Annotated in this window: 19 protein-coding genes; 5 read left to right on the top strand and 14 right to left on the bottom strand. The window is 58.3% G+C overall.

Features of this window, described 5'->3' with window-relative positions; translation table 11 throughout:
- Positions 1-5 precede the first annotated feature (5 nt).
- The 3 genes from aroA to MR935_RS08570 are packed head-to-tail and all read left to right on the top strand — an operon-like array spanning position 6 to position 5,702.
- Positions 6-1,277 (top strand): 3-phosphoshikimate 1-carboxyvinyltransferase, encoded by a 1,272-nt coding sequence (gene aroA, locus MR935_RS08580; RefSeq protein WP_290572754.1) that lies wholly within the window; start codon positions 6-8, stop codon positions 1,275-1,277.
- A 5-nt stretch (positions 1,278-1,282) separates the two neighbouring features.
- A complete protein-coding gene (locus tag MR935_RS08575; protein ID WP_290572753.1) occupies positions 1,283-2,668 on the top strand; it encodes a shikimate kinase in 1,386 nt (461 codons plus the stop codon).
- Positions 2,669-2,705: 37 nt separating this feature from the next.
- A complete protein-coding gene (locus MR935_RS08570; protein WP_290572751.1) occupies positions 2,706-5,702 on the top strand; it encodes a phosphodiester glycosidase family protein in 2,997 nt (998 codons plus the stop codon).
- Positions 5,703-5,801: 99 nt separating this feature from the next.
- Here MR935_RS08570 and MR935_RS08565 read toward each other — a convergent pair whose 3' ends face one another.
- The 13 genes from MR935_RS08565 to MR935_RS08505 form a co-directional block, all read right to left on the bottom strand.
- Positions 5,802-6,515 carry an SDR family NAD(P)-dependent oxidoreductase gene (locus tag MR935_RS08565; protein ID WP_290572750.1) on the bottom strand — a complete coding sequence of 238 codons (714 nt, stop codon included), beginning with the start codon at positions 6,513-6,515 and terminating at the stop codon, positions 5,802-5,804.
- A gap of 109 nt (positions 6,516-6,624) precedes the next feature.
- Positions 6,625-7,599: a 6-phosphofructokinase gene (pfkA, locus tag MR935_RS08560; protein WP_290572748.1), complete on the bottom strand. Its 975-nt coding sequence runs from the start codon at positions 7,597-7,599 to the stop codon at positions 6,625-6,627.
- A gap of 59 nt (positions 7,600-7,658) precedes the next feature.
- A complete protein-coding gene (locus MR935_RS08555) occupies positions 7,659-11,174 on the bottom strand; it encodes a DNA polymerase III subunit alpha (protein ID WP_290572746.1) in 3,516 nt (1,171 codons plus the stop codon).
- Positions 11,175-11,180: 6 nt separating this feature from the next.
- Positions 11,181-12,077: a DNA-binding protein WhiA gene (gene whiA / locus MR935_RS08550; protein WP_290572744.1), complete on the bottom strand. Its 897-nt coding sequence runs from the start codon at positions 12,075-12,077 to the stop codon at positions 11,181-11,183.
- A gap of 22 nt (positions 12,078-12,099) precedes the next feature.
- Positions 12,100-12,957 (bottom strand): RNase adapter RapZ, encoded by an 858-nt coding sequence (gene rapZ, locus MR935_RS08545; protein WP_290572743.1) that lies wholly within the window; start codon positions 12,955-12,957, stop codon positions 12,100-12,102.
- 37 nt (positions 12,958-12,994) lie between these two features.
- Entirely contained in the window at positions 12,995-13,906 is a 912-nt protein-coding gene (gene murB, locus MR935_RS08540; protein ID WP_290572742.1) for a UDP-N-acetylmuramate dehydrogenase, read from the bottom strand.
- Positions 13,907-14,007: 101 nt separating this feature from the next.
- A complete protein-coding gene (locus tag MR935_RS08535; RefSeq protein WP_290572740.1) occupies positions 14,008-14,508 on the bottom strand; it encodes a hypothetical protein in 501 nt (166 codons plus the stop codon).
- Between the two features lie 133 nt (positions 14,509-14,641).
- Complete coding sequence (locus MR935_RS08530) at positions 14,642-15,655, bottom strand: NAD(P)H-dependent glycerol-3-phosphate dehydrogenase (protein WP_290572739.1); 1,014 nt, start codon at positions 15,653-15,655, stop codon at positions 14,642-14,644.
- Positions 15,652-16,296 (bottom strand): glycerol-3-phosphate 1-O-acyltransferase PlsY, encoded by a 645-nt coding sequence (gene plsY / locus MR935_RS08525; RefSeq protein ID WP_290572738.1) that lies wholly within the window; start codon positions 16,294-16,296, stop codon positions 15,652-15,654. The genes MR935_RS08530 and plsY overlap by 4 nt, the downstream gene beginning before the upstream one ends.
- A gap of 26 nt (positions 16,297-16,322) precedes the next feature.
- Positions 16,323-17,648, bottom strand: a complete 1,326-nt coding sequence (gene der, locus MR935_RS08520) for a ribosome biogenesis GTPase Der (RefSeq protein ID WP_290572737.1) — start codon at positions 17,646-17,648, stop codon at positions 16,323-16,325.
- Positions 17,649-17,672: 24 nt separating this feature from the next.
- Positions 17,673-18,977, bottom strand: a complete 1,305-nt coding sequence (locus MR935_RS08515; RefSeq protein WP_290572736.1) for a DUF512 domain-containing protein — start codon at positions 18,975-18,977, stop codon at positions 17,673-17,675.
- Between the two features lie 78 nt (positions 18,978-19,055).
- Positions 19,056-19,238 carry a 50S ribosomal protein L32 gene (gene rpmF / locus MR935_RS08510; RefSeq protein WP_290572734.1) on the bottom strand — a complete coding sequence of 61 codons (183 nt, stop codon included), beginning with the start codon at positions 19,236-19,238 and terminating at the stop codon, positions 19,056-19,058.
- Positions 19,239-19,284: 46 nt separating this feature from the next.
- Positions 19,285-19,800: a YceD family protein gene (locus tag MR935_RS08505; protein WP_290572732.1), complete on the bottom strand. Its 516-nt coding sequence runs from the start codon at positions 19,798-19,800 to the stop codon at positions 19,285-19,287.
- A 518-nt stretch (positions 19,801-20,318) separates the two neighbouring features.
- On the opposite strand from MR935_RS08505, the gene uxuA reads away from it, so the two are divergent.
- Positions 20,319-21,383: a mannonate dehydratase gene (uxuA, locus tag MR935_RS08500; RefSeq protein WP_290572731.1), complete on the top strand. Its 1,065-nt coding sequence runs from the start codon at positions 20,319-20,321 to the stop codon at positions 21,381-21,383.
- A gap of 22 nt (positions 21,384-21,405) precedes the next feature.
- On the opposite strand, the gene MR935_RS08495 is transcribed toward uxuA, so the two are convergent.
- Positions 21,406-21,798: a hypothetical protein gene (locus MR935_RS08495; RefSeq protein ID WP_290572730.1), complete on the bottom strand. Its 393-nt coding sequence runs from the start codon at positions 21,796-21,798 to the stop codon at positions 21,406-21,408.
- A 250-nt stretch (positions 21,799-22,048) separates the two neighbouring features.
- Here MR935_RS08495 and MR935_RS08490 point away from each other — a divergent pair, with 250 nt between their 5' ends.
- Positions 22,049-23,230, top strand: coding sequence for an IS110 family transposase (locus tag MR935_RS08490; protein WP_290572728.1), 1,182 nt, complete (start codon positions 22,049-22,051; stop codon positions 23,228-23,230).
- Positions 23,231-23,359 lie beyond the last annotated feature (129 nt).

Genomic DNA, 23,359 nt, shown 5'->3' with positions numbered 1-23,359 from the left:
AACAAATGCAAATTCATCCCTGCGGCCCGCTGTGCGGTGCGATCACCGTACCGGGCGATAAATCCATCTCTCACCGCGCGGTCATGCTGGGCGCGCTGGCCAACGGCACGACCCATATTTCCGGCTTTCTGATGGGCGAGGACTGTCTTTCCACCATCGACTGCTTTCGCAAAATGGGCGTGCAGATCGAGCGCACCGAAACCGAGGTCATCGTTCATGGTGTTGGTCTGCACGGCCTGTCCGCCCCGGAGGAGACGCTTTATACCGGCAACAGCGGCACGACCACACGGCTTTTGTGCGGTATCCTTGCCGGGCAATCCTTCGCTTCCGTAATGAATGGCGATGCTTCCATACAAAAGCGGCCGATGGGGCGCGTCATCAAGCCTCTGCGCGAGATGGGTGCGTCTATTGAGGGCAAAAGCGACAACTATTGTCCGCTCCGCATCTATCCGAGCGAGTTGTGCGGCATCGAATACCGTTTGCCGGTTGCGTCCGCCCAGCTCAAGAGCGCCATTCTGCTCGCCGGTCTGTACGCCGAGGGACAGACGACCATTATCGAGCCAGCCCCCTCACGCGACCACACCGAGCGCATGTTCCGCGCCCTCGGTGTGGAGATCGAAACGCACGGCAACGTCATTACGCTCGACCCACCGGAGGATCTGCACGCGGTCGATATCACTGTTCCGGCTGACATTTCGTCGGCTGCGTTCTTCCTTGTCGCGGGTGCAATCGTTCCCGGCAGCGAGCTGACCATCAAAAATGTCGGCGTCAATCCGACACGCACCGGCATTTTGGACGTGCTTCGCAGCATGGGCGCGGATATTGCTGAGGAGCATTTCTGCGACCATGCAGAGCCCATCTGCGACCTGACCGTCAGGCACAGTGCGCTGCACGGCATTGAGATCGGCGGCTCGATCATCCCTCGCCTAATCGACGAGCTGCCCGTCATCGCTGTCGCCGCCGCATTTGCTGAGGGTGAGACTGTCATCCGAGACGCGCAGGAGCTGAAGGTCAAGGAATCCAACCGCATTTCCGCCATGGTCGCTGAGCTTACCAAGGCCGGTGTGGACATCGAGGAAACAGACGACGGCATGATCATCCGCGGTGGGCGGCGGCCGCGCGGCGCAACCTTTGATACCTATCAAGATCACCGTATCGCCATGAGCCTTGCCGTGCTCGCTCTCGCCGCCGAGGGCGCGAGCCGCATCACTGCGCCGGAGGTCGTTGCGATCTCCTACCCGGACTTCTTCGATACGCTTCAGCAGTTGGGAGGCTGACCGCTATGCTGCTTTCGATGGAAGAATTTCGTGTGTTTGAGCCGAAAAAAACGACCTATGCGCTATTCGGCTGGCCGCTCGGCCATACCATGAGTCCCGCGCTGCATGCGCAGCTGTTTGCCGCTTCCGGACAGGATGCGGACTACATCGGTGTTGCCGTGCCGCCCGAGGCGCTTGCCGAGGCATTCACACTCGCAAGACAAAAGCTCGGCGGTATCAACTGCACCATCCCGCATAAAAAAGCCGTTATCCCGCTGCTTGACGAGGTGGATGCCGCCGCGCACGACTTGTGCGCCGTCAACACCATCGCTTTCCGCGAGGGAAAGGCCATCGGCTACAATACGGATATTCTCGGCGTGGCCGAATCGCTCAAGCGGGACGGCATTACCCCGCGCGGCAAAAAGGCGCTACTGCTCGGCTACGGCGGCGCGGCCTCTGTCATCGCGCATTACTGCGTCTCGCAAGGCGCGCATTTGACCATCACCGGGCGGGATATGGACAAGGCTGCGGCGCTTCAGAAACAGCTTTGCGATACCGTTCCCGGCGCGCAGGTCTCGGTGTTCAGCCGCAGGCATATCCCGCGCGACATCCAGCTTGTCTTCAACTCCACGCCGGTGGGCATGTTTCCCCGTGAGAATGCCGCGCCGCTGCATTTTCTGCCGCACAAAACAGAATATGTGTTCGATGCTATCTACAACCCGCCGGTGACGGCCACCATGAAGCTCGCCAATCCACGCAAAACCAAAACGCGCGACGGCTTGTTCATGTTGGTCATGCAGGCCGCCCATGCGCAGACCATTTGGTCAGGCGTTCAGTTCGAGCCTGCCGCGTGTGAGACCATCCTGCGCCGCACCTACGGCCAGCTTGCAGCCAAGCGCCTGCATGACAAGCACGGCAAGCAGAACATCGTGCTGTGTGGCTTTATGGGCAGCGGCAAAACGACCATTGGCCGCAAGCTGGCACGTCTGACCGGCCTGCAATTCATCGACGCTGATCAGTATCTTGAGGAGCGGGAAGGAAAAAAGATACCGGATATCTTTGCAGAGCGCGGTGAAGCCTATTTCCGCGACCGGGAAAGCGCCTACATCCGCGAGCTGTCGCAGCGCAGCGGCATCGTCCTTTCTCTCGGCGGCGGTGCGGTGCTGCGCGAGGAAAATGTACATGCTGTCAAACAGACTGGCCTGCTGATCCATCTGGACACGCCGTTTTATCGCATCGTCAAAAACCTCTCGCATTCGGTAAGCCGCCCCCTGCTCAACAAGCCGGACAAGCAGGCCGAAACGCGCCGTTTGTATAATGCGCGCAAGGCGATCTACCACCGCGTCTCCGATTTTTCGGTTCGCAGCCCAAAGATCTCTGAGACGCTCGAACAGCTTGTCAAAAGCATCTGACCGACCCATCCATCCGCGCAAAACGTAAAGGAGAACCATGAAACTTTTTGCAAACAAAGCCGTCCGCCTGCTGGCATTGACGCTTGCAGCCACGCAACTGCTGGCCACCGTGGCGGGCGCCGCGTTCGACAGCGGCTTTTCCTATTCCTACGCAGTAGGCGAAGGACTGACCTATACCCGCAGCGAGGGTAAAAACAGCGCCGGGCCGCAGCGCGCCAACATCCTGACCTATACACCCAACAGCGGCGTCTCCCCCGTCATGGTGTACGCGGGCGACCGGCTGTACGGCAGTCAGACCACCATCTTAAACGCGGCCCAATATCTCGAAAACCAAGGAAAGCCGGTCGTTGGTGGCGTCAATGCTGACTTTTTCGTCATGTCCAGCGGTGTGCCGATCGGCCTTGTGATAAACGAGGGTACGCTGATTTCATCCGATGCGTGGCAGTATGCCGTCGGCTTTAAGCCGGACGGCACCGCCGTGCTGGGACGGCCGACCATGTCCATGCAGATCGCAGGGCAAAGCGGTACGGTTTCGGTCTCCTACTTCAATAAGACCCGCACGACGGCGGGCGCTTATTTGCTCGACCGCAATTATGACAGCTCCACGCATTTTACCGCCCACGGCACCAATATCATCTTAGAGCGCGTGGATGACACACCCGTCACGGTAGGCGGCACGGTCAAAATGAAGGTCATCAACAAGGGCACGGGCAACAGCGCGCTGACCATTACGGACAAGCAGATGGTGCTGACCAAATCGGACGGCGCGGACGTTCCCTCTTGGGTCGATTTCGAGATCGGCGAGGAGGTCACGCTCTCCGTGCGGGCAAGCGATACGAACTGGGGCGAGGTGCAGTATGCGGTCGGCGGCAAGCTGCTGATTGATGGCGGCGTGGTCACGACCGCGGGCATCGACGCGGCCTCCTCCCTACGCGCGCGCAGCGCAATCGGCGTCAAGGCAGACGGCACGGTCGTGTTGTATGAGATAGATGGTAACCAGTCCTCGCACAGCGCCGGTCTGACGGCTGCTGAGCTTGGCAGCGAACTGCTCGCGCTCGGCTGTGTACGCGCAATCTGTCTGGACGGCGGCGGTTCGTCCGCCATGGCGCTGCGACAGCCGGGCGATGCTTCGGCCACGCTGGCCTCCAAGCCGTCCGACGGCTCCCAGCGCGCGTGCGCCAACTACATCTTTTTCATCAGCCAAAACGCCTATGATGGTGTGACCGCTCGCGCGGTGCTCACACCTGACTACCGCTATATGCTGCCCGGCGCTTCCACTGGCTTTTCGGTCAAGGGTGCGGACAGCGCCTATGGCCCCGCACCCGCACCGGGTGAGCTGCAATACACTGTCTCAAATGAGCTCGGCACGGTCAGCGGGCAGGTCTTTACCGCCGGTGCGCAGCCCGGTACTGCGGTTGTCTTCGGCTCGGATGGCACGGTCGAAGGCTCAATGAGCATTTGCATCACCGGCGCAGTGGAAAGCATCGGTTTACAAAGCGGCGGCAGTGCGCTCAATGCCATCTCGGTCAAACCCGGACAGAGCGTGGATGTGGATGCGGTCGCCTACCGCCTTGGCCAACCGATGGCCGCCAAGGATGAGCTGTTCCAGTGGCGTGTGTCTGGCGATGTCGGCACGGTCGATGAAAGCGGAGTGTTCACCGCGGGCAAAGTGATGGCCAGCGGCACACTCACCTGCTCCTACGGCAACACACAAAAGAGCATTGAGGTAAACGTGGGCATGGGTGACCCGCAGCAGGCACAGACGGTAGCGGACTTTGAAGCCGACCAGCCCTGCACGGCTACCGACGGCATAACTCTTTCCCGCGTGACTGATTACACGGCTGTCGCGCGTGGCACAGGCTCACTCATGGCGGCGTATGACGGGAGCAAGGTATTGACCGGTACGGTCTCGCTGCCCGCGACCGACGTATCGTTCATGCGTCACCTGACGCTGTGGGCGCGCAGCGAGGGTACACAGAGCACGCTTTCCGCTGTGTTCACCGATGCGGAAGGTGCTGAGCTAACCGCCCCCCTCTCGGCCGCAACCACGGCTGCTTGGGCACAGCTGACCGCCGCGGTCCCGGATGGCGCGCAGCAGTTGACCGGCATCCGCATGGAGCGTGGCGACGCGGGTGCGGCAGATTCTGCGCTCTATCTGGATCAAATCGTTGTCTCTGCGGACCACCCGGTCAACAACACAGATGCCCCCAAGGTATCGCTCCAAACCACTGCGCTGACCGTTGACGCAGGCGCTTCCGCAACCCTCACCGGTACGGCGACCATGGAAAATGGCAAATTCCCGGCGCGCGCCTCCAATATCACCGTCAAGATTGATGGCAAACCGGTCGCCGGTGCGGCTAAGGTAAGTGCCGGTGCGCTGACTGTGACCACGGGCGCGCTCGCTGAGGGTACGCACTGTGTAACGATCGACGTATCCGACGACGCAGGCAACCGCACGCGTGTTTCGGCCACCGTCACCGCTGGCAGCGCAGGCAGCGTTTTCGCGGATACGGCGAACCATTGGGCGCGCGGCTATGCTTCGCTGCTCAGCGCCAGCGGCATTATGAAGGGCGAAAGCGCCGATGGGCAGAGCTACTTCCGCCCTGACCGTAATCTGCGCCGCGTGGAATTTGCAGTCACGATGGCGCGTGTACTCGGGCTGGATACCTCGTACACCGGCAAGCTGGATTTTGCCGACGATGCCAGCATCCCGGACTGGGCGCGCGGCGCGGTCTATGCCGTTTCGCAGGCGGGCATCATGCAGGGGCAGACAAGCGGCGGCAAGCTGTATTTCTCCCCGGAGGCCGATATGAGCCGTGCCGAGGTGATGACCGTCATCGGCCGCAGTCTGCCGCGCGGCTACGCGGCAGCAGCGCTCGGCTATCAGGATACTTCTTCCATCCCCTCGTGGGCGACCGAGCAGGTCGAAACCTGTGTTTCCGCTGGCATCATCGGCGGCTATCAGGATAATACCCTGCGGCCGCTCGGCAAGATCACCCGCGGGGAGATCGCCAAGGTGCTGGCGCTGCTCTAAGGCATATCCCATACGGCAGTTCCCCCAAACAAAATCGCTTCCCGCCCGGTTACCATACCGGAACGGGAAGCGATTTCTTTTCTTGTACAGCGTTGGCGCTTAGAAGCCACCTGTCACGCCGAGCACCTGCCCGGTGATAAACGAGGCGCGCGCCGAGCAAAGATACAATACACTGTCCCCCACCTCCTCTGCCGTGCCGATACGGCAGAGCGGCGTTTCGGCCGCCAACTCCTGCAAGGTCTGCTCGCTGTGCATTGCATTCATCTCCGTGTCGATCACGCCGGGCGCGACGCAGTTGACCCGAATGCCGGACGGCCCCAGTTCGAGCGCCAGCGACTTGGTCAGTCCAATCAGCGCGGCCTTGCTTGTGGCATAGTGGCTCTCGCACGACGCGCCATGCTGCCCCCAAACAGATGAAACAGTCACGATACTGCCGTGCTTTTGGTGCAGCATGGCGGGCAGCGCCATGCGCACGGCGCGCACCGCACCCATCAGATTGACCTCGAGCATCTGCCGCCAATCGGCATCGGTCAGCTCCTGAAACAGTCCCTGCTGCGCGATACCCGCGTTACACACGAGCGCTTCGGGTGCACCAAGCTGCGCGCATAGCGCCGCATAAGCTGCGCGCATAGCGTCCTCGTCCGCCGCATCCGCGCGCAGCGCAAGCGCGCCTGTTTCAGCGGACAAGGCCGCAGCCCGCTCCTCGCTCGACCGGTATGTGAACGCAACTTGCCAGCCTGCCTCCGCAAAGGCACGCACACAGGCCGCTCCGATGCCGCGTGAGCCGCCTGTGATCCAAACCGTTTTCGTCATAACACCTAAACCCCTGCTGAATGTGATGGGAAAGAGCGCGTCCACCGCTCCCCCTTTGCCCTCCATGCGACAGAGGCCGGCATCCGCCGGCCCCCTTCTTGTGCGGTCGTCAAATCGCAACCGTCTGCTGCGCCTCAAACAAGGGCTGATCCAAGTCCTTCTGACGGGACAGCCCCTCCTCGATATCTATATCGGTCACGCAATTGTCATCAAACGCGATGACGCGGTTGGTCTTACCCATTTCCAGCGCCTTGACGGCCTCATACCCCATCCGGGTAGCCATCACACGGTCGCGCGCAGAGGGAGAGCCGCCGCGCTGGATATGGCCGAGAATGGTCACACGGGTATCAATGCCGGTGGCTTCGTGGATACGGTCGGCTACTTCCTGCGCTGAACCATAGCCCTCAGCCACAATGATGATATGGTGATTGCGGCCTTTGATACGCCCGATACGCATTTTTTCGATAATATCCATATCGAAATTCAGCTCCCGCTCGGGCAGGCAGATCGCGGTCGCACCGACAGCACAGCCAACATGCAGCGCCAGATGCCCCGCACGGCGACCCATGACCTCGACCACCGAGCAGCGCTCGTGGGACTGCATGGTGTCGCGCAGCTTGTCGATACACTCGATCGCAGTGTTGCACGCGGTATCAAAGCCAATGGTGTAGTCGGTGCAAACGATATCGTTGTCGATCGTGCCGGGCACGCCGATGCACGGCACACCCTTGCGCGAGAGCGCCTGCGCGCCGCGGAAGGTGCCGTCCCCACCACAGCAGATCAGGCCGTCAATGCCGAGATATTTGCAGGTATCCGCTGCTTTCTGCTGCCCCTCCTCGGTCATCATCTCCTTGCAGCGCGCGGTATACAACATCGTGCCGCCTTTGCGGATGATGCCGTCCACGCTGCGGGCGGTCATTTCAATGATATCGCCGTTGATCAGACCACTGTATCCACGGCGGATGCCGAGCACGGAGATATCATGCGCGGATGCGGTGCGCACGACCGAGCGGATAAACGCATTCATGCCCGGCGCATCGCCGCCGCTGGTGAGTACGCCAATTCTGCGAATCTGCTTGTCCATAATAAGCCTCCTGTATTGATAGCTGGTAAACGTTCACTTTGCGGATATAACTGCCGCCTTTATTGTATTATAACATCATCCTCACCTAAGAGAAAGCGTAATTTTTCCAAAAAAGGCACATCAGGCTGACACCAATATCGGCGCGGCGCTAATTTTCGCTTTCGCGTGTCCAGTGGATACAGGTATACCGGCGTATCCCCCGGGCGTGTGCGCAGAATATCCTTGATCTGCGTCCATTCGTCGCTATCCGCGCTCGCAATGCGCAGAAACAGCTTTTGCGGGGCAAGCTGCGCAGCCTGCGGGTCGGTAAAGACCGATTTTTGCGGGGCTTGCTGCTGTAAGGCGACACTTACCGCGCTTTCCGTCAGCGGCTGCGCCTCATCAAGCAGCACCTTGGGCGCTTCCTCCTCGCGCGCGTCGATCTTGCCCGTGAGCAGTACGGCACTGTCCTCCACCAAGTATGCGCCGCATTTCTGAAGCGCGCGGGGGAACACCACCAGTTCGATTGCCGCCGTTTCATCCTCGACCGTGATATAAGCCATCATTGAGCCGTTCTTGGTCGATTTAAGCCGCACATTGGTAATAACGCAGGCCAGCCGCACGGTCATGCCGTCCTTATAAATGGGTGTGCCGCTCTCGCCGGAGAGGTCGTCGATAATCTGCCGAATCGGCGCGGCCTCTGCCCTGCGAGACAGTGCGCGGTATTCGTCCATCGGATGGCCGGACAAATACAGCCCGGTCGTCTCCTTTTCCATTGCCAGCAGCTCGCGCTTGGACACCTCGGGGATCTCGGGCAGCGCGATTTTTGTATCCTGCACTGCGTCATTGCCCATGCCGAACAGATCCATCTGCCCCTCAATATTCTTTTTGCGGCTTTGCGCAATCGCGTCGATCACCGGATTTGCAATTTGCAGCAGCTGACTGCGGCGGTATCCCATCGAATCGAAGGAGCCTGCTTTAATGAGGCCTTCCAGCGCACGGCGGTTCAGTTCGCGGTCGTACATCCGCTCACAGAAATCCTGAAAGGAGGAAAATTCCCCGTTTTGCTCGCGTTCCCCGACCAATTGCTTCATGAACGAGCGCCCCACGCCCTTAACCGCTGCAAGGCCGAAGCGGATATCCTCGCCCGAAACGGAAAAGCCGTCATAGGACTCATTGACATCGGGCGGCAACACGCGAATGCCCATCTCCCGCGCAGTCTGGATATACTCTGATACCTTGTCCGACACATCGAGCACACTTGTTAGCAGCGCGGCCATATACTCCCGCGGATAGTGGCACTTGAGATAGGCTGTGCGGTACGACACGACTGCGTAGCACACCGCGTGCGCCTTGTTGAAGGCGTAATTGGCAAAGTCCATGATCTCGTCAAACAGCGATGCCGCAACACTTTCCGGCACGCCGCGCCCCACCGCGCCGTCGATCCCCTGCGCGGGGTCACCATGGATGAAGGTGATCCGCTCCTTTTCCAGCTCCTTCATCTTCTTTTTGCTCATCGCGCGGCGCACCATGTCCGCCTTGCCGAGTGAGTAGCCCGCCAGCGACTGAAATACCTGCATGACCTGCTCCTGATAAATCATGCAGCCGTAGGTGACCTTCAAAATCGGCTCGAGCAGCGGATGCTTGTATGTTACCTTTTCCGGATGGTGACGGCACTCGATATAACGTGGGATGGACTGCATCGGCCCCGGCCGGTACAGCGCCACAACCGCCGTGATATCCTCGATTGACTGCGGGCGCAGGCCGGTGACGACATTGGTGATACCCGCCGATTCCAGCTGGAACACGCCCATCGTCGAGCCGCGGCCGAGCATCTCGTAGGTCGCCTCGTCCTCCATCGACACCTTTTCGATATCAAAATCTGGCGTATGGCGACGGATCATCTTTTCCGCGTCTGCAATAACGGTCAGGTTGCGCAGGCCGAGAAAGTCCATCTTGAGCAGCCCCAGCTCCTCGAGCGTGACCATCGGGAACTGGGTAACAAGCTGATCGTCATTGCGTGAGAGCGGCACATAGGTATCCACCGGCTCCTTGGTGATGACCACACCCGCCGCGTGTGTCGAGGCGTGACGCGGCACGCCCTCAAGCGCGCGCGCCGTGTCGATCAGCTCGCGCACCTGCGGCTTTTCGGTATACATCCGCTCCAGCTCTTTGTTGACCGACAATGCCTTGTCAATTGTCATGTGCAGCTCATTGGGTACCTGCTTGGCAACGACATCCACCTCGTTATACGGGATGTTGAGCGCACGGCCGACATCCCGTATCGCGCCGCGCGCGGCCATCGTACCAAAGGTGACGATTTGCGCCACGCGATCCTTACCGTACTTGTTGGTGACATACTCGATCACCTCTGGGCGGCGGACATAGCAAAAGTCCACGTCAATGTCAGGCATGGACACACGCTCGGGATTGAGAAAGCGTTCAAAATAAAGCGAGTAATGGATGGGATCAAGGTCGGTGATACCAAGGCAGTAGGACACGATAGACCCTGCCGCCGAGCCGCGTCCCGGTCCCACCGGGATGCCCTGCCGCTTAGCATAGCCGATAAAGTCCGACACAATCAGAAAATAATCTACAAAGCCCATCTTGGCAATCATGTCTATCTCATATTGCAGGCGCGCGCGCACCGTGCCATCGTCGTTTGGATAGCGCACGGCAAAGCCCTCGTCGCACAGTTTTTGCAGGTATGTGTGCGCGGTGTAGCCCTCCGGTACGTCAAACACGGGCAGGTGATACTTACCGAATTCAAATTCAACCTGACAGCGTGCGGCAATCTTGACCGTATTGGCCAGCGCTTCCGGGTGCTCCGGGAACAGCGCAGCCATCTCGTCCGCGTCCTTGATATAAAACTCCTCGGTTCCAAAGCGCATACGGCTCGGATCGTCCACCGTTTTGCCCATCTGGATGGACATGAGCACATCCTGCAGCTTTGCGTCCTGTCTTGACAGATAATGCGCGTCATTGGTGGCGACAAGGCCGATGTTCAGCTCCTCCGCCAGCTGATACAGTCCTACATTGACCTGCTGCTGGATCGCAATGCCATGATCCTGCACCTCCAGATAGAAATGCTCCCGGTCAAAAATACGCAAAAACTGCTCACACAGCTCATACGCGCCGTCCGTATCGCCCTCTGCCAGCGCGCGCGGGATCGCGCCGGCGAGACAGGCCGACAGGCAGATCAAGCCCTCGCTATGCTGCCCCAACAGCTCCATATCAATGCGCGGCTTCATATAAAAGCCCTCGGAAAAGCCCAGTGAGACCATATGGATCAGGTTGCGGTAGCCGGTCATGTTTTCGCACAGCAGGATCAGGTGGCTGTGCCATTCTCCGTTGAGATAGCTGCGGTCAAACCGCGAATGCGGGGCGACATATACCTCGCACCCGATGACCGGATGGATGCCCTTGGCCTTGCAGGCGCGGTAAAAGTCGATCACGCCATACATCACGCCGTGGTCTGTCAGTGCGACCGCGGTCTGCCCCAGACCGGCCACGCGGTCGACCAGCCGCTCGATGCGGCACGCGCCGTCGAGCAGGCTGTATTCGCTATGCACATGGAGATGGGCAAAAGGTGTCATGAGTTGTTATTCTCCCTTCGCGGCGGCAAGTTCAGTGATCTTTTTCAGGCGGTGGCTCAGCCCCGGCTTGGAGAGCGGCGGGTCAAAACGCGCAGCCAGCTCAGACAGGCTATCAGTAGGATACGCAAGGCGCAGGCGCACAGTCTCGCGCAGCTTGCCGGGAAAGAACGCCTCGCCGTGCGCGTCTATCGCGCGGCGGATAGCCGCCACTTGCCGCGCCGATGCGTCCGCCGCTTTGACCAGATTGGCCGTCTCGCAGTTGACCTGCCGGTTGATGGTATTGCGCAGATTTTTTTCCACCTTGGCCTCCATCAGCTCCATCGCGGCATGCGGCGCGCCGATGGCGGTGAGCAGATTTTCTACGCTGCTCGCATCCTTGAAGTACAGCACATACGCGCTGCTCCGCCGCGCCAGCTTGGGCGACAGCCCCAGGTCAAGCAGCAGACTGGTCTCCTCGCCCGACAGGCTCTGGCGCGCGCTTTTCAGCTCCAGATGGCTCTTTTTATCCGGCCCGGCAACCGTGCCCGCCATCAAAAACGCCCCGCGCAGATAGGCGGCGGTGCAGCAATCCTCCTCGATCACATTCCGGTTAATGTGGTAGGTGACATGGCTTTTCCGGTCGTACCCAAAGGCATCGAACACACGGCCGACCGCGCATGTGTCGGTCAGCGTCAGATGCAGCTTGCTCCCCGTGCGCTGCGGCGCGCAGTCGAGCGAAAAGGCGCGCTGAAGCAGCATTTGCAGCCGCCGCGCAACGGTAGCATTTTCCGTGCTCAGGTGTATTTCCCGGTGGGAAAAGACCGAGGCATGCAGCATCGCGCCGTAGATCTCCGCCCGGGTGCAGCATGGGCGCTGCATCGAGACCCGGCACAGCTCATTTTTTACCTCTGATGAAAAGGACATATGTCCGCTCCTTTGTCATGGTTCAGCGCTGGAAATCACGGTGCATGGTGACAACGCCGTACTCCTTGCCGCGCAGATATTCGCTCAGCGCCTCTGCGATGGCAACCGAGCGGTGCTTGCCGCCCGTGCAGCCGATGCCGATAATCACGTTGGACTTACCCTCTGCCATATAGCGCGGCAGCAGAAAGTCGGTCAACTGCGTCAGATGGCGCAGCAGCGCGTCCGCCACCCCGTCTTGAAACACATAGGCACGCACATCGGGATCGGTGCCGTTTTTCTCCCGCAGGCTCATCTCGTAATACGGGTTGGGCAGAAAGCGTACGTCAAACACCAGATCGGACTCGGTCGGGATGCCGTATTTGAAACCAAACGACTGCACGATGACCTCAAACACGCCGCCGTTATCCGTTCCGGCAAACAGGGCGAGCAGCCGCTCGCGCAGGGTGGCCGCCGACAAGCCGGTCGTATTGACAACGAAATCCGCATGGTCGCGCAGGCCGGAGAGCATTTCGCGCTCCTTTTCGATAGCGGCTGTCATACCGATGCCATTTTCCATCAGCGGGTGCTTGCGGCGTGTTTCCTTGTAGCGGCGGATCAGCGTTGGTGTATCGGTATCGAGAAACAGGATGCGGTAATCACAACCCATCCTGCTGATGGAATCCAGTGAGTCAAACAGCTGCTGAAAATCGCCACCCGCGCGCACATCGGTCACCAGCGCGACGCGCTCATATCGCTCGGTCGCGGCAAGGCATATCTCGGCAAAGCGCGGGATCAGCGCGATCGGCAGATTGTCCACACAGTAATACCCCAAATCCTCCAGCGTGGCGGCGGCGCGGCTCTTGCCCGCGCCGGACATGCCGGATACAATCAAAAAATACATGGTTGCCCTTCCCCCATTGGCAAATATTTGTTCCTTTTCAGCGGATGATGCGCACCTCGCACTCCAACTCAACACCGAACTGCTCCCGTACCCTACGCTGTACCAGCGCAATCAGGCGCAGCATATCCTCGCAGGTCGCGCCGCCGCGATTGATGAGAAAGCCCGCATGCTTCTCCGACACTTGCGCCGCGCCGACCGAAGCGCCCTTTAGGCCCGCGTCCTCGATCAACCGGCCGGCAAAATGCCCCGCCGGACGCTTGAAGGTCGAGCCGGCCGACGGAAAGTTCAGCGGCTGTTTGTCGCGCCGCCGCTGGGCGAAATCGTTCATTTTCTCTGCGATGGCAGCCGGATCACCCGGACGCAGCCGCAGAGTCGAGCGGATGATCGTCCAATCCGGGTGGTCGCGGAAGATGCTTTGACGGTAGCCGAAGCCATGCGCCGCGCCCTCAACCGTGTGCAGCACACCCTGCTCATCTAAATACGCAGTCTTTTCCACGATGCCTTCCATCTGTCCGTCATACGCGCCCGCGTTCATGAACACTGCGCCGCCCATGCTGCCTGGTATGCCACCCGCAAACTCCATACCGGTCAGCCCCTCGTGCTGCGCCCAGCGCGCAACACGGCTAAGCAGTGCGCCTGCCTCGACCGTCAGCGTGTCCTCCTGTGCGGAGACCGCATCGAGAGCAGCTGTGCAAATGACCGCACCGCGCACACCTGCATCACTCACCAGCATGTTAGAGCCGTTGCCCACCAGCAAAAAAGGCGTCTCATATGCCCGCAGCACACGCAGTGCGGCGGTCAGCTCGTCCACCGTGGCGGGCATCAGGAACAAATCGGCCGGGCCGCCGATCGCAAAGGTCGTGTGACAGCTCATCGGCTCGTCTTGTTTGATCTCTATCGCGGGGGCGGCCTGACGCAGCGCCGCCATACATTCTGTACTATACTCCATGCGCTCCTCCGGATATTCAAAGCATATATCAGTATTATACCAAACCAACGAGCAAAGTGCAAATCAAAGGCGTCCCTAAAGGGACGCCTTTTGCAGTCTTGTTATTTCGTTGCCTGCTCCAGCAGCGCCGCGCCTTCCGCCATATCGTTTACCGATGCCGCGATAAGCTCCTGCATCCGCACCGAGCCTGCTTCCAGCTTGGCCTGATCGGTCTCGCCTACAATGCTGATCGTAACATCAACAAAGTCGATCAGCGCCTGACAGCCAGACTTCATCTTCTCGTGACCCGCTTCATAGCTGGTCGGCGGCGTGACGAGCATAAAATTGTTGAGCGGCTTTTTCAGCTCCTCCAGCGCGCTCTTGGCCGCTTCTGTATCGTTCCAGTCAAGCTTGCTGACCTCGGTCTGGATCGCTGCCAGCTCGGTGGCAAGATTCTCCGCCGCTTGCTGATACTCCTCCTCGGTCAGCGCCGCAGAGGCCTGCGCGTCCGCCCCGTCTGCGCCTCCCTGATTGTCCGTCTTGCCGCCGCAGGCAGTCAGAGACAGTACCATCGCCGCGCCGACCAGCGCAGCCAGCAAACGCTTTACCATGTTCTTTTTCATCCTTTTTCTCCCTATCCATACAGTTTTGGTATCATTTGTACCATATAAAAATTATATCAAACATACTTATCAAAGTAAATATCCATTCGCACAATTTATTCGACATTTTTTTGTCACGATTGTCTACTTTTCATCAATGAAACCATACCTCCTCGTGCTCTCCGCGGCGCGGACGGCCGAGCAGCAGACGGATCGCTTCCTTGGCGGACAGGCCTTGGTACAGCACCCCATACATTGCCTCGGTGATAGGCATCGACACCCCCTGCTGCTTGGCAAGGTGATAGCCGGCCTCGGTCGCATAGTAGCCCTCGACCGTTGCGCCAACCTCCTGCATGGCTTGCTGCACGCTCTTGCCCTGCCCGATCAGGATACCGGCGCGCCGGTTACGGGAGTGCATCGAGCAGCAGGTCACAATCAGGTCGCCCACACCGGACAGGCCGGCGAAGGTCTCCTGCTTGGCGCCGAGCGTCATGCCCAGCCGCGCGATCTCGGTCAGTCCGCGCGTCATAAACGCGGCCTTGGAGTTGTCCCCCAGTCCTAAGCCGTCCGAGATGCCCGCGCCGAGCGCGATAATATTCTTAAACGCACCGCCCAGCTCGCAGCCGATGATATCGGCCGAGGTATAAACACGAAAACAGTTGTCGTTCATAAAGGCCTGCTGCGTCAGCTCGGCTGCGGCGCGGCTGGCGGAAGCCGCCACGATCGCAGTCGGCACACCCCGCGCGACCTCCTCCGCGTGCGTCGGCCCGGTCAGCGCGACAACCGGATTGCTGCCGTTCATCGCCCGTTCGATCGTTTCGGAAAAGCGGCAGTAGCCGTGCTTGGCGTCCAAGCCCTTGCTGACATTGACGATGGCCGCGCCCGCAGGCACGATACCAGCAAGCTGCTCCGCCGTCGAGGCGACCGCAAACGAGGGTACAGCCATGACAATTAGCTCCGCCTCAGCCGCGCCCTCCATATCGGTCGTGATCTCGATCCCCTCCGGGATGGTCACACCGGGCAGCAGCTTCTCGTTGGCGCGTGTGCGGCGCAGCAGCGCGCACTCCTCCTGCAAATAGGTCCATGCGGTCACTTCATGTCCGTTCTGGTGCAGCAGCATGGCCAGCGCGATACCCCAGCCGCCTGTACCCAATACGAATACCTTCATGCGTCCGTCCCCTTTTCATCCTTTCCGGTCGATTCAATGGTTTTTTTGCTCTTGAAGGAGAATTGATTCTCCGTACCGTTCAGCATACGCGCGATGTTCGAGCGGTGCATGAACACCACCGCCGCGGCCATGCCGAAGGCCATCGCAGTGAGCACTTGATCATGATAAAAGAAAAATGTGCTGATGGGAAAGCTGATCGCGCCAAGAATCGAGCCGAGCGATATCCAGCGCGTTGCAAACACTGCTGCAAGAAAGAGCACCAGCGCAATCAGAAACACACGCCAGTCAAACAGCGCCAGCATGACCGCACCGACCAGCACCCCCTTGCCGCCGCGAAAACCGAAATACAGTGGGAACATGTGCCCCAAAATGACAAATATCCCGGCGGTCAACTTGCCAATGGGACCTGCCAGCAGCATACCAATCGCAACGGCGGCCGCGCCCTTGGCGATGTCGCCCAGCAGCACGAACAGCGTCTTGCCCGCCCCCATCGTGCGGTAGGCGTTGGTCAGGCCGGCGTTTCCGCTGCCGTAGTCGCGGATATCCTTGCCGAGCGTTACCTTGCTGACGATGATGGCAAAGCTCAGCGAGCCAAGCAGATAAGCGCACACTGCAATGATTGCAAAGTGTAAGATCGTCATATCGTTTTCCCCCAAACGAGTCAAATTCAGCCTTTATCGCCGCGCTCACGCACGATCATACGCACCGGTGTCCCCGTCAAACCAAACACCTCGCGGATTTGATTTTCCAGATAGCGCTGGTAGGAAAAGTGGAACAGCCGCGCGTCATTGCAGAAGCAAACAAACGTCGGCGGACAGGTGGATGCCTGTGTCATATAGTATATCTTCAGGCGGCGTCCCTTGTCGGTCGGCGGCTGCACACGCGCGGTCGCTTCGGCAAGGATCGAGTTGAGCTGTCCGGTCGGGATGCGCATATGGTTCTGCTCATAGACTGTATGGATCAGCTCAAATAGCTTATCCACGCGCTGGCCGGTCTGTGCGGAAATGAACAGCACAGGCGCATACGGCATATAGGCCAGCCCCTCGCGCACGCGGAGCGTGTACTCCTTCATCGTGCTGCCGTCCTTCTCCACCAGATCCCATTTATTGACCACAATGATGCAGGCTTTGCCCGCGTTATGCGCCTCACCCGCGACCTTGGTGTCCTGTTCGGTCACCCCCTCGGTCGCGTCGATCATGATAACGCATACGTCGCTCCGCTCGATGGCAAGCAGCGAGCGCATGACCGAATACTTCTCGATTCGCTCATCCACCCGGCTCTTTCGGCGGATGCCCGCTGTGTCCACAAAGGTGAATTTACCGTGCTGATTGTCCAGATCGGCGTCCACGCTGTCGCGCGTTGTGCCCGCTATATCGGAGACGATGACGCGCTCCTCGCCCAGCACACGGTTGAGCAGACTGGATTTGCCAACATTGGGCTTGCCAATCAGCGCCACGCGGATGCGCTCGTCGTCCTGCTCGTCCTCATCCTCGGGCGGAAAATGCGCGTATGCCGCATCCAGCAGCTCGCCCACGCCGTAGCCATGCAGCGCGGAAATGCCATAAGGCTCGCCCAGTCCGAGGTTATAGAACTCATAAAACTCGACCGGTGGGTCACCCGGCTTGTCGCACTTGTTGACCGCAAGCACCAACGGCTTGCCCGCGCGCAGCAGCATATTGGCCACATCCTGATCGGCGGCGGTCACGCCGGTACGCAGATCGGTAATCAGGATGATCACATCGGCGTTTGCAATGGCTGTTTCAGCTTGATACCGCATGAACTGTAATATCTCATTGTCGTTTGACGGCTCGATGCCGCCGGTATCGACAATGGTGAACGCGCGGCCGCGCCAGTCGCTCTCCGCGTACAGTCGGTCGCGTGTCACGCCGGGTGTGTCCTCCACAATTGACAGACGCTTGCCCGCCAAGCGGTTAAACAACTGGCTCTTGCCGACATTCGGTCGGCCGACAATGGCAACGATCGGTTTTGGCATGGCAGTCCCCTCCTTCCATGGGCATCAGTCCTCAAAAATCTTAGCAAGCAGGTCGGCGCCGTCGATCTCGACCGGCACGATGGGTACACCGAGCGCATCCGCCACCTGCTGCGGCGTGTAATTATCCAAAAACATGTCGCCGCCGTCCCGCAGCATATTGGCCGAGATGAGCACGCGCTCCCCCAACTCACGTCCGCGCAGCTGTGCGATCAGGTCCTGTCCGGTGATCAGTCCGGCGACCGAAACAAGGCTGCCGAAGAAGTCATTGCGTATCGTGACGACCTCTCCTTGTAAATTATCGCATTTCTCAGCAGCTTCGTCAAGCAATACCGCAAGCGAGGGCGCGGCCGCCGCGCCGGTCGCAACCGTAAACGGACGTGCGGTTCGTCCCACGTAACCAGGCAGCGCGAGACGAAATTCCTCCATAAACAGCGGCAGCATACCGATGCCGTTTTCAAACTGGGTAAAATCCTCGTAATAGTCGGCATCGGGAAGCGGGCGCTCAGCCTTAAGGTACAGCTCGTCCCCGCACCAGGCAAGGCGCGTACCCAGCTCCTGCAGGCATTGCGCCGCAAACGGCTCGACAATATCCAGCACAGCCGCCGCGCTCTCCTTATCTGTCGGCGCGAGCGGGTACAGTCCCTCCCTGTGCCGTGTCATACCGAACGGCACGACCGAGATCGTGTGGACGGCCGGATACAGCTTTTTCAAGTCGTAAAGCGAGCGCCGCAGCTCGTCCCCATCGTTAAGTCCTTTGCACACCACAAGCTGGCAGTTCATCGTAATGCCGCCCTCAGCAAAGCGATCCATGATCTTCAGCGCCTCACCCGCGCGCTTGTTTTGCAGCATCTGCACGCGCAGCTCCGGGTTGGTCGTCTGCACGGAGATATTGACCGGTGAAATATGCATCCGCAGGATGCGGTCAACGTCGGCCTCCGACAGGTTAGTCATCGAGATATAGTTGCCCATCAAAAAGGACATCCGCGCATCGTCGTCCTTGACATACAGCGTATCGCGCATGCCTTTTGGCAGCTGATCTATAAAGCAGAACACGCATTTGTTCGAGCATTGCTTCATGCCGTCCATCAGGTAGTGCTCGAAATTCAGCCCCAGCGGCTCACCTTCACGCTTGCGCACGAGCACCTCGCGCACGGTTTTGCCATCCTGCTCCAGCACACGCATCGCAAGCCTTGCATCGTAGCTGTAAAACTTATAATCCAACACATCGCGGATCGTCGTTCCGTCGATTTGCAGCAGTATTTCACCCGCGCGCAGACCCGCGCGCTCTGCCGGGCTGCCCGCATCGACCGATATGATCTTGGAAGCCATGTTTCGCCCCTCTTTCCTCCCATGGCCAAACATAAAAATAGGGAAAGCCGCAGCTTCCCCTATCCTCCTGTTCCAGCCTTACGCTTCCTTGGCGACAACCTCACGGCCATTATAGTAACCGCAAGCCTTGCACATTCTGTGCGCCAGCTTCATCTCGCCGCACTTCGGGCACTTGGCCATGCCGGGCAGCGAAAGCTTCCAATGCGAGTTGCGGCGCTTGTCGCGGCGTGCTTTGGAAACCTTTCTCTTCGGTACTGCCATGGTGGATACACCTCCTATTTCGTTCTCTATGTTTGTTTGACGTTTGTTAGTTGCCCTCGTCCTTTTCGGAGTCGAGCAGGGCGCGCAACGCGGCAAAACGCGGATCGATCTGCTTTTGGCCGCAGCCGCAGTCCATCCCGTTGCGGTCGGCACCGCAATGCGGACAAAGCCCCTTGCAGTCCTCCCTGCACAGATAGGTCATCTGCACCTGAAGAAGCAGCGCCGGAACCATCACATCCGCAGGATCCACGCTATCGCCGGTCAGCACGAAAAGATCGTCCTCCTCTTCGGCCTCGGGGTCATCCGAAAGGATGGTATCGACCTCGGCAGTCAGCAGGATCTCAAGCGGTTTCAAACAACGGGCGCACACCGTTGAATAGATGGCCTTGGCCGTTCCGGTCATACGCAGAACGCCGGAGTCGTTCGTGACCGTGCCGCTGATCTGAACCGGACTTTGAAAAGGCCGCGCGCCGTAGAGTGTCTCCTCCCGCAGATCGAGCTTGTCAGAAAAGGAGATGCTGGCAGTGCGTGAACCGGTCAGCTGTTTCAAATCAATCTTCATGTCAACCTCACATGGTACGTGGAATAGTATACTACACCGCATCGCGCTTTGTCAACCAAAAATTAAAGCAAACGCGGCTTTTCGCACCTGCTTTCTGCTAAAGAAACGCACCACTTCCCGTTTGACGCATCCAATCTCTGTCAAGTGTCCCACCGCAGGTCGCTTCTGTGGCGGTTTCTGCCATTTTCACTGCCTGTATCATGCACTGGTGTCAAAACTTCTTGCATCTGCCGTTGTCTTCCTGCGCTGCATGTATTTTTTAACCGTTTTGCGGCACCAAGCCCATGTTTTCAGCGTCTGTTTGCTTGACATCTTTTGTCCGTACATTATAATGACAGTGAATGGCGGCTGCAGCCGATTAATTGCCCGGAAAATGCTGCTAATACGCCTTATTTTAACCATATACATGGTATTTTAACGGCAGCGATACGCACATCGCCACACCTTTGTTTCCATGCAAGGGCGGCACGGGCGTTCATCCCCCGCAGGCGCAGAAGATAAGCAATGGAGGTTTTGCTATGCAAATGACATTCCGCTGGTACGGTCAGGACAACGACAGCGTTTCCCTCGCCGATATCCGGCAGATCCCCGGCGTGACCGGCATCGTATGGGCGCTGCACCACAAGCAGCCCGGCGAGATATGGACGATTGAGGAAATTATGGCCGAAAAGCAGCGCATCGAGGCTGCCGGCTTTCATATCGACGTGGTCGAATCGGTCAACGTACACGACGACATCAAGATTGGCCTTCCCACCCGCGACCAGTATATCGAAAACTATAAGACTACGCTGCGCAATCTGGCGCAGTGCAGCGTCAAGGTCGTCACCTATAACTTCATGCCGGTATTCGACTGGACCCGCACCGAGCTTTTTCACCCGCTTCCGGATGGCTCGACCGCCCTTTTCTACGAGAAGGCGGTTATCCGCGAGGACGCAAAGCAAATGGCCGCTTATATCCTCAAAGGCTGCGGCGATTACACCATGCCCGGCTGGGAGCCTGAGCGCATGGCGCAGCTGGACGAGCTGTTTGCCAAATATGCCCCGGTGACTAAGGAAAAGCTTTGGGACAATCTGCGCTACTTCCTTGAGGCGATCATGTCGGTCTGCGAGGAGACCGGCATCAAAATGGCTATCCATCAGGACGATCCCCCGTGGGATATCTTCGGCCTGCCGCGCCTGCTGGTCGATAAAGCGTCGATCGGGCGCTTTGTTAAGCTGGTCGATCATCCCAACAGTTGTCTGTGCCTGTGCTCCGGCTCGCTCGGCGCGAACCCCGACAACGATGTGGCCGATATCGTCCGCACCTACTGCGACCGCATTGCTTTTGCGCATGTGCGCAATGTTAAACACTATCAGAACGGCGACTTTTCCGAAGTCTCGCACCGCGACTGCGACGGAGATGTTGGGATATACAACATCATGAAGGCCTACCACGACTGCGGCTACCAAGGCTATATGCGCCCCGACCACGGCCGCCACATCTGGCACGAACAGTGCCGCCCGGGCTACGGCCTGTATGACCGCGCGCTCGGCATTATGTATCTGTGGGGCATTTGGGATACGCTCGAAAAGCAGGCGCAGTAACGACCGGCTTGCGCCCTGTCCGTCAGGACAGCGGGCATCCCGCCTTTTCGGCCATGAACTGCATCCACTTTTCCCGCTTCATGAGCGAGATTTTGTCGGTCACGACCATTCCATCCTTCCAGTGCTCATGCGTGATGGCAATTCCGATCGGAAACAAGCCCTGCCGACATTTTTCCAGCTTACGGATGTTTTTGTACGGAATGATAATATGCGTGTCCGCCAACCCCAAAAAGCCGATGGGGTAGACCAGCCGCCGCTCGGTAAAGTATATCCATCCCTGCACCCATTTACCAAAGCGCGCCGACAGACGCTGACAAGCATTCGCCTGCAAATACGCCACGATGTTATCATCGGCCTCCATCCAGCCCGCCTCCACAAACCGCTTTTTGAACTTTTCCTTCTTCTTGTCACTCATACCCGCACTCCCTTGTATTATAGAGTAGTAGTTATTAGAGCCCCTCTCCAAGGGCTGTGCTACACTGTAAGGGATGCTGTGGACTGGTTGCGTTCTCCTACCGCATGACGGTTCAAGAAAGGCTCCAACCACAGCCCTTTATCAGTTTGTTAATCAGTTAAATACCGCCAGACGGTTTATGTGGAACAAGGTTACAAACGTAAAGAGCACTGTGGAACCAGCATCAAGTAAACATACTGGGGGTATTTTCATGATTTGTGTTGGTATTGACGTTGCTAAGGACAAGCACGACTGCTTCATCCTCAGCTCGGAAGGCGAAGTCCTGGCAGATGTATTCACCATCCCAAACAATGCAGAGGGATTTGACACCCTTCTGCAGACCATTCATCGCTGTGTTCCTCCGGAAGATAAAATAAAAGTAGGACTTGAGGCAACCGGACATTACAGCTACAACATTCTCGGATTTCTGCTTGACAAAGGTCTACCCACCTATGTCATCAATCCGCTGCACACCAACCTCTACCGAAAGAGCCTTAGCCTCCGCAAAACGAAGACAGACCGTGTCGATGCGCGAACCATTGCAGCTATGCTCATGTCTGATGTGAACCTCAAGTCCTACACAGACACAGCATACCACAATGAGGAGCTCAAGTCACTCACAAGATACAGATTTGACAAGGTTCGGGAACGGGCAAAACTGAAGTCTGCTGTTTCCCGGCTTGCCTGTATTCTCTTCCCTGAACTGGAAAAGTTGGTTCCAACCCTCCATATGGCATCCGTTTACGCACTTCTCAGTGAATTTCCGGGTGCCAAACAGATTGCCGGAGCCCATCTAACACATCTTAAATTGCTCCTAAACGACGCGTCCAAAGGTCGTTACGGGCGAGATATGGCGATAGAAGTCCGGGACGCTGCCAGAAATTCTATCGGCTCCAGAATGCCTGCCAAGTCGCTGGAGCTGCAGCACACCATCCGTCTGATCCGGGAACTGGATGCCGAGATTAAAGACGTCGAGGCTGCCATCCAGTCCATAATGGAAGAAACGCGATCTCCCATTACAACAATTCCAGGTATAGGTGTCCGCATGGGCGCCATGATTCTGGCTGAAATTGGTGACTTCTCTCGTTTTGACTCGCCGGACAAAATCCTTGCCTATGCCGGTATGTCTCCGTCTACCTACCAATCCGGACAACTTTCGTTATCCGGAGCATACTCGCACATGGAAAAGAGAGGCTCCAGATATTTGCGCTACGCTCTCTACAATGCCACTAAATACGTCTGTCTTTGGGATCCGACCTTCGCTGCCTATCTTGCCAAGAAGCGGGCGGAGGGAAAGCATTACAATATCGCCATATCTCATGCTGCTAAGAAACTTGTACGGCTGATCTACGCCATGGAGAAATCAAACCGGCCTTATAATAGCGCCGCATAATCTTCTCGCTCTCATAAGCTCAGCCAGATGTCCAAACGGACGTCAGCTTTGCTATACCCTTTTTGAACTGTCTACGGTTTTTGCCTCACCACACTTTTTAGACTTGACTTTTAATAGTTAGTCTTTCTC

This window comes from Agathobaculum sp., assembly GCF_022775115.1.
Classification (GTDB): domain Bacteria; phylum Bacillota; class Clostridia; order Oscillospirales; family Butyricicoccaceae; genus Agathobaculum.
The sequence above is the reverse complement of the archived record's forward strand: the minus strand, read 5'-3'. Positions and strand labels throughout refer to the sequence as shown.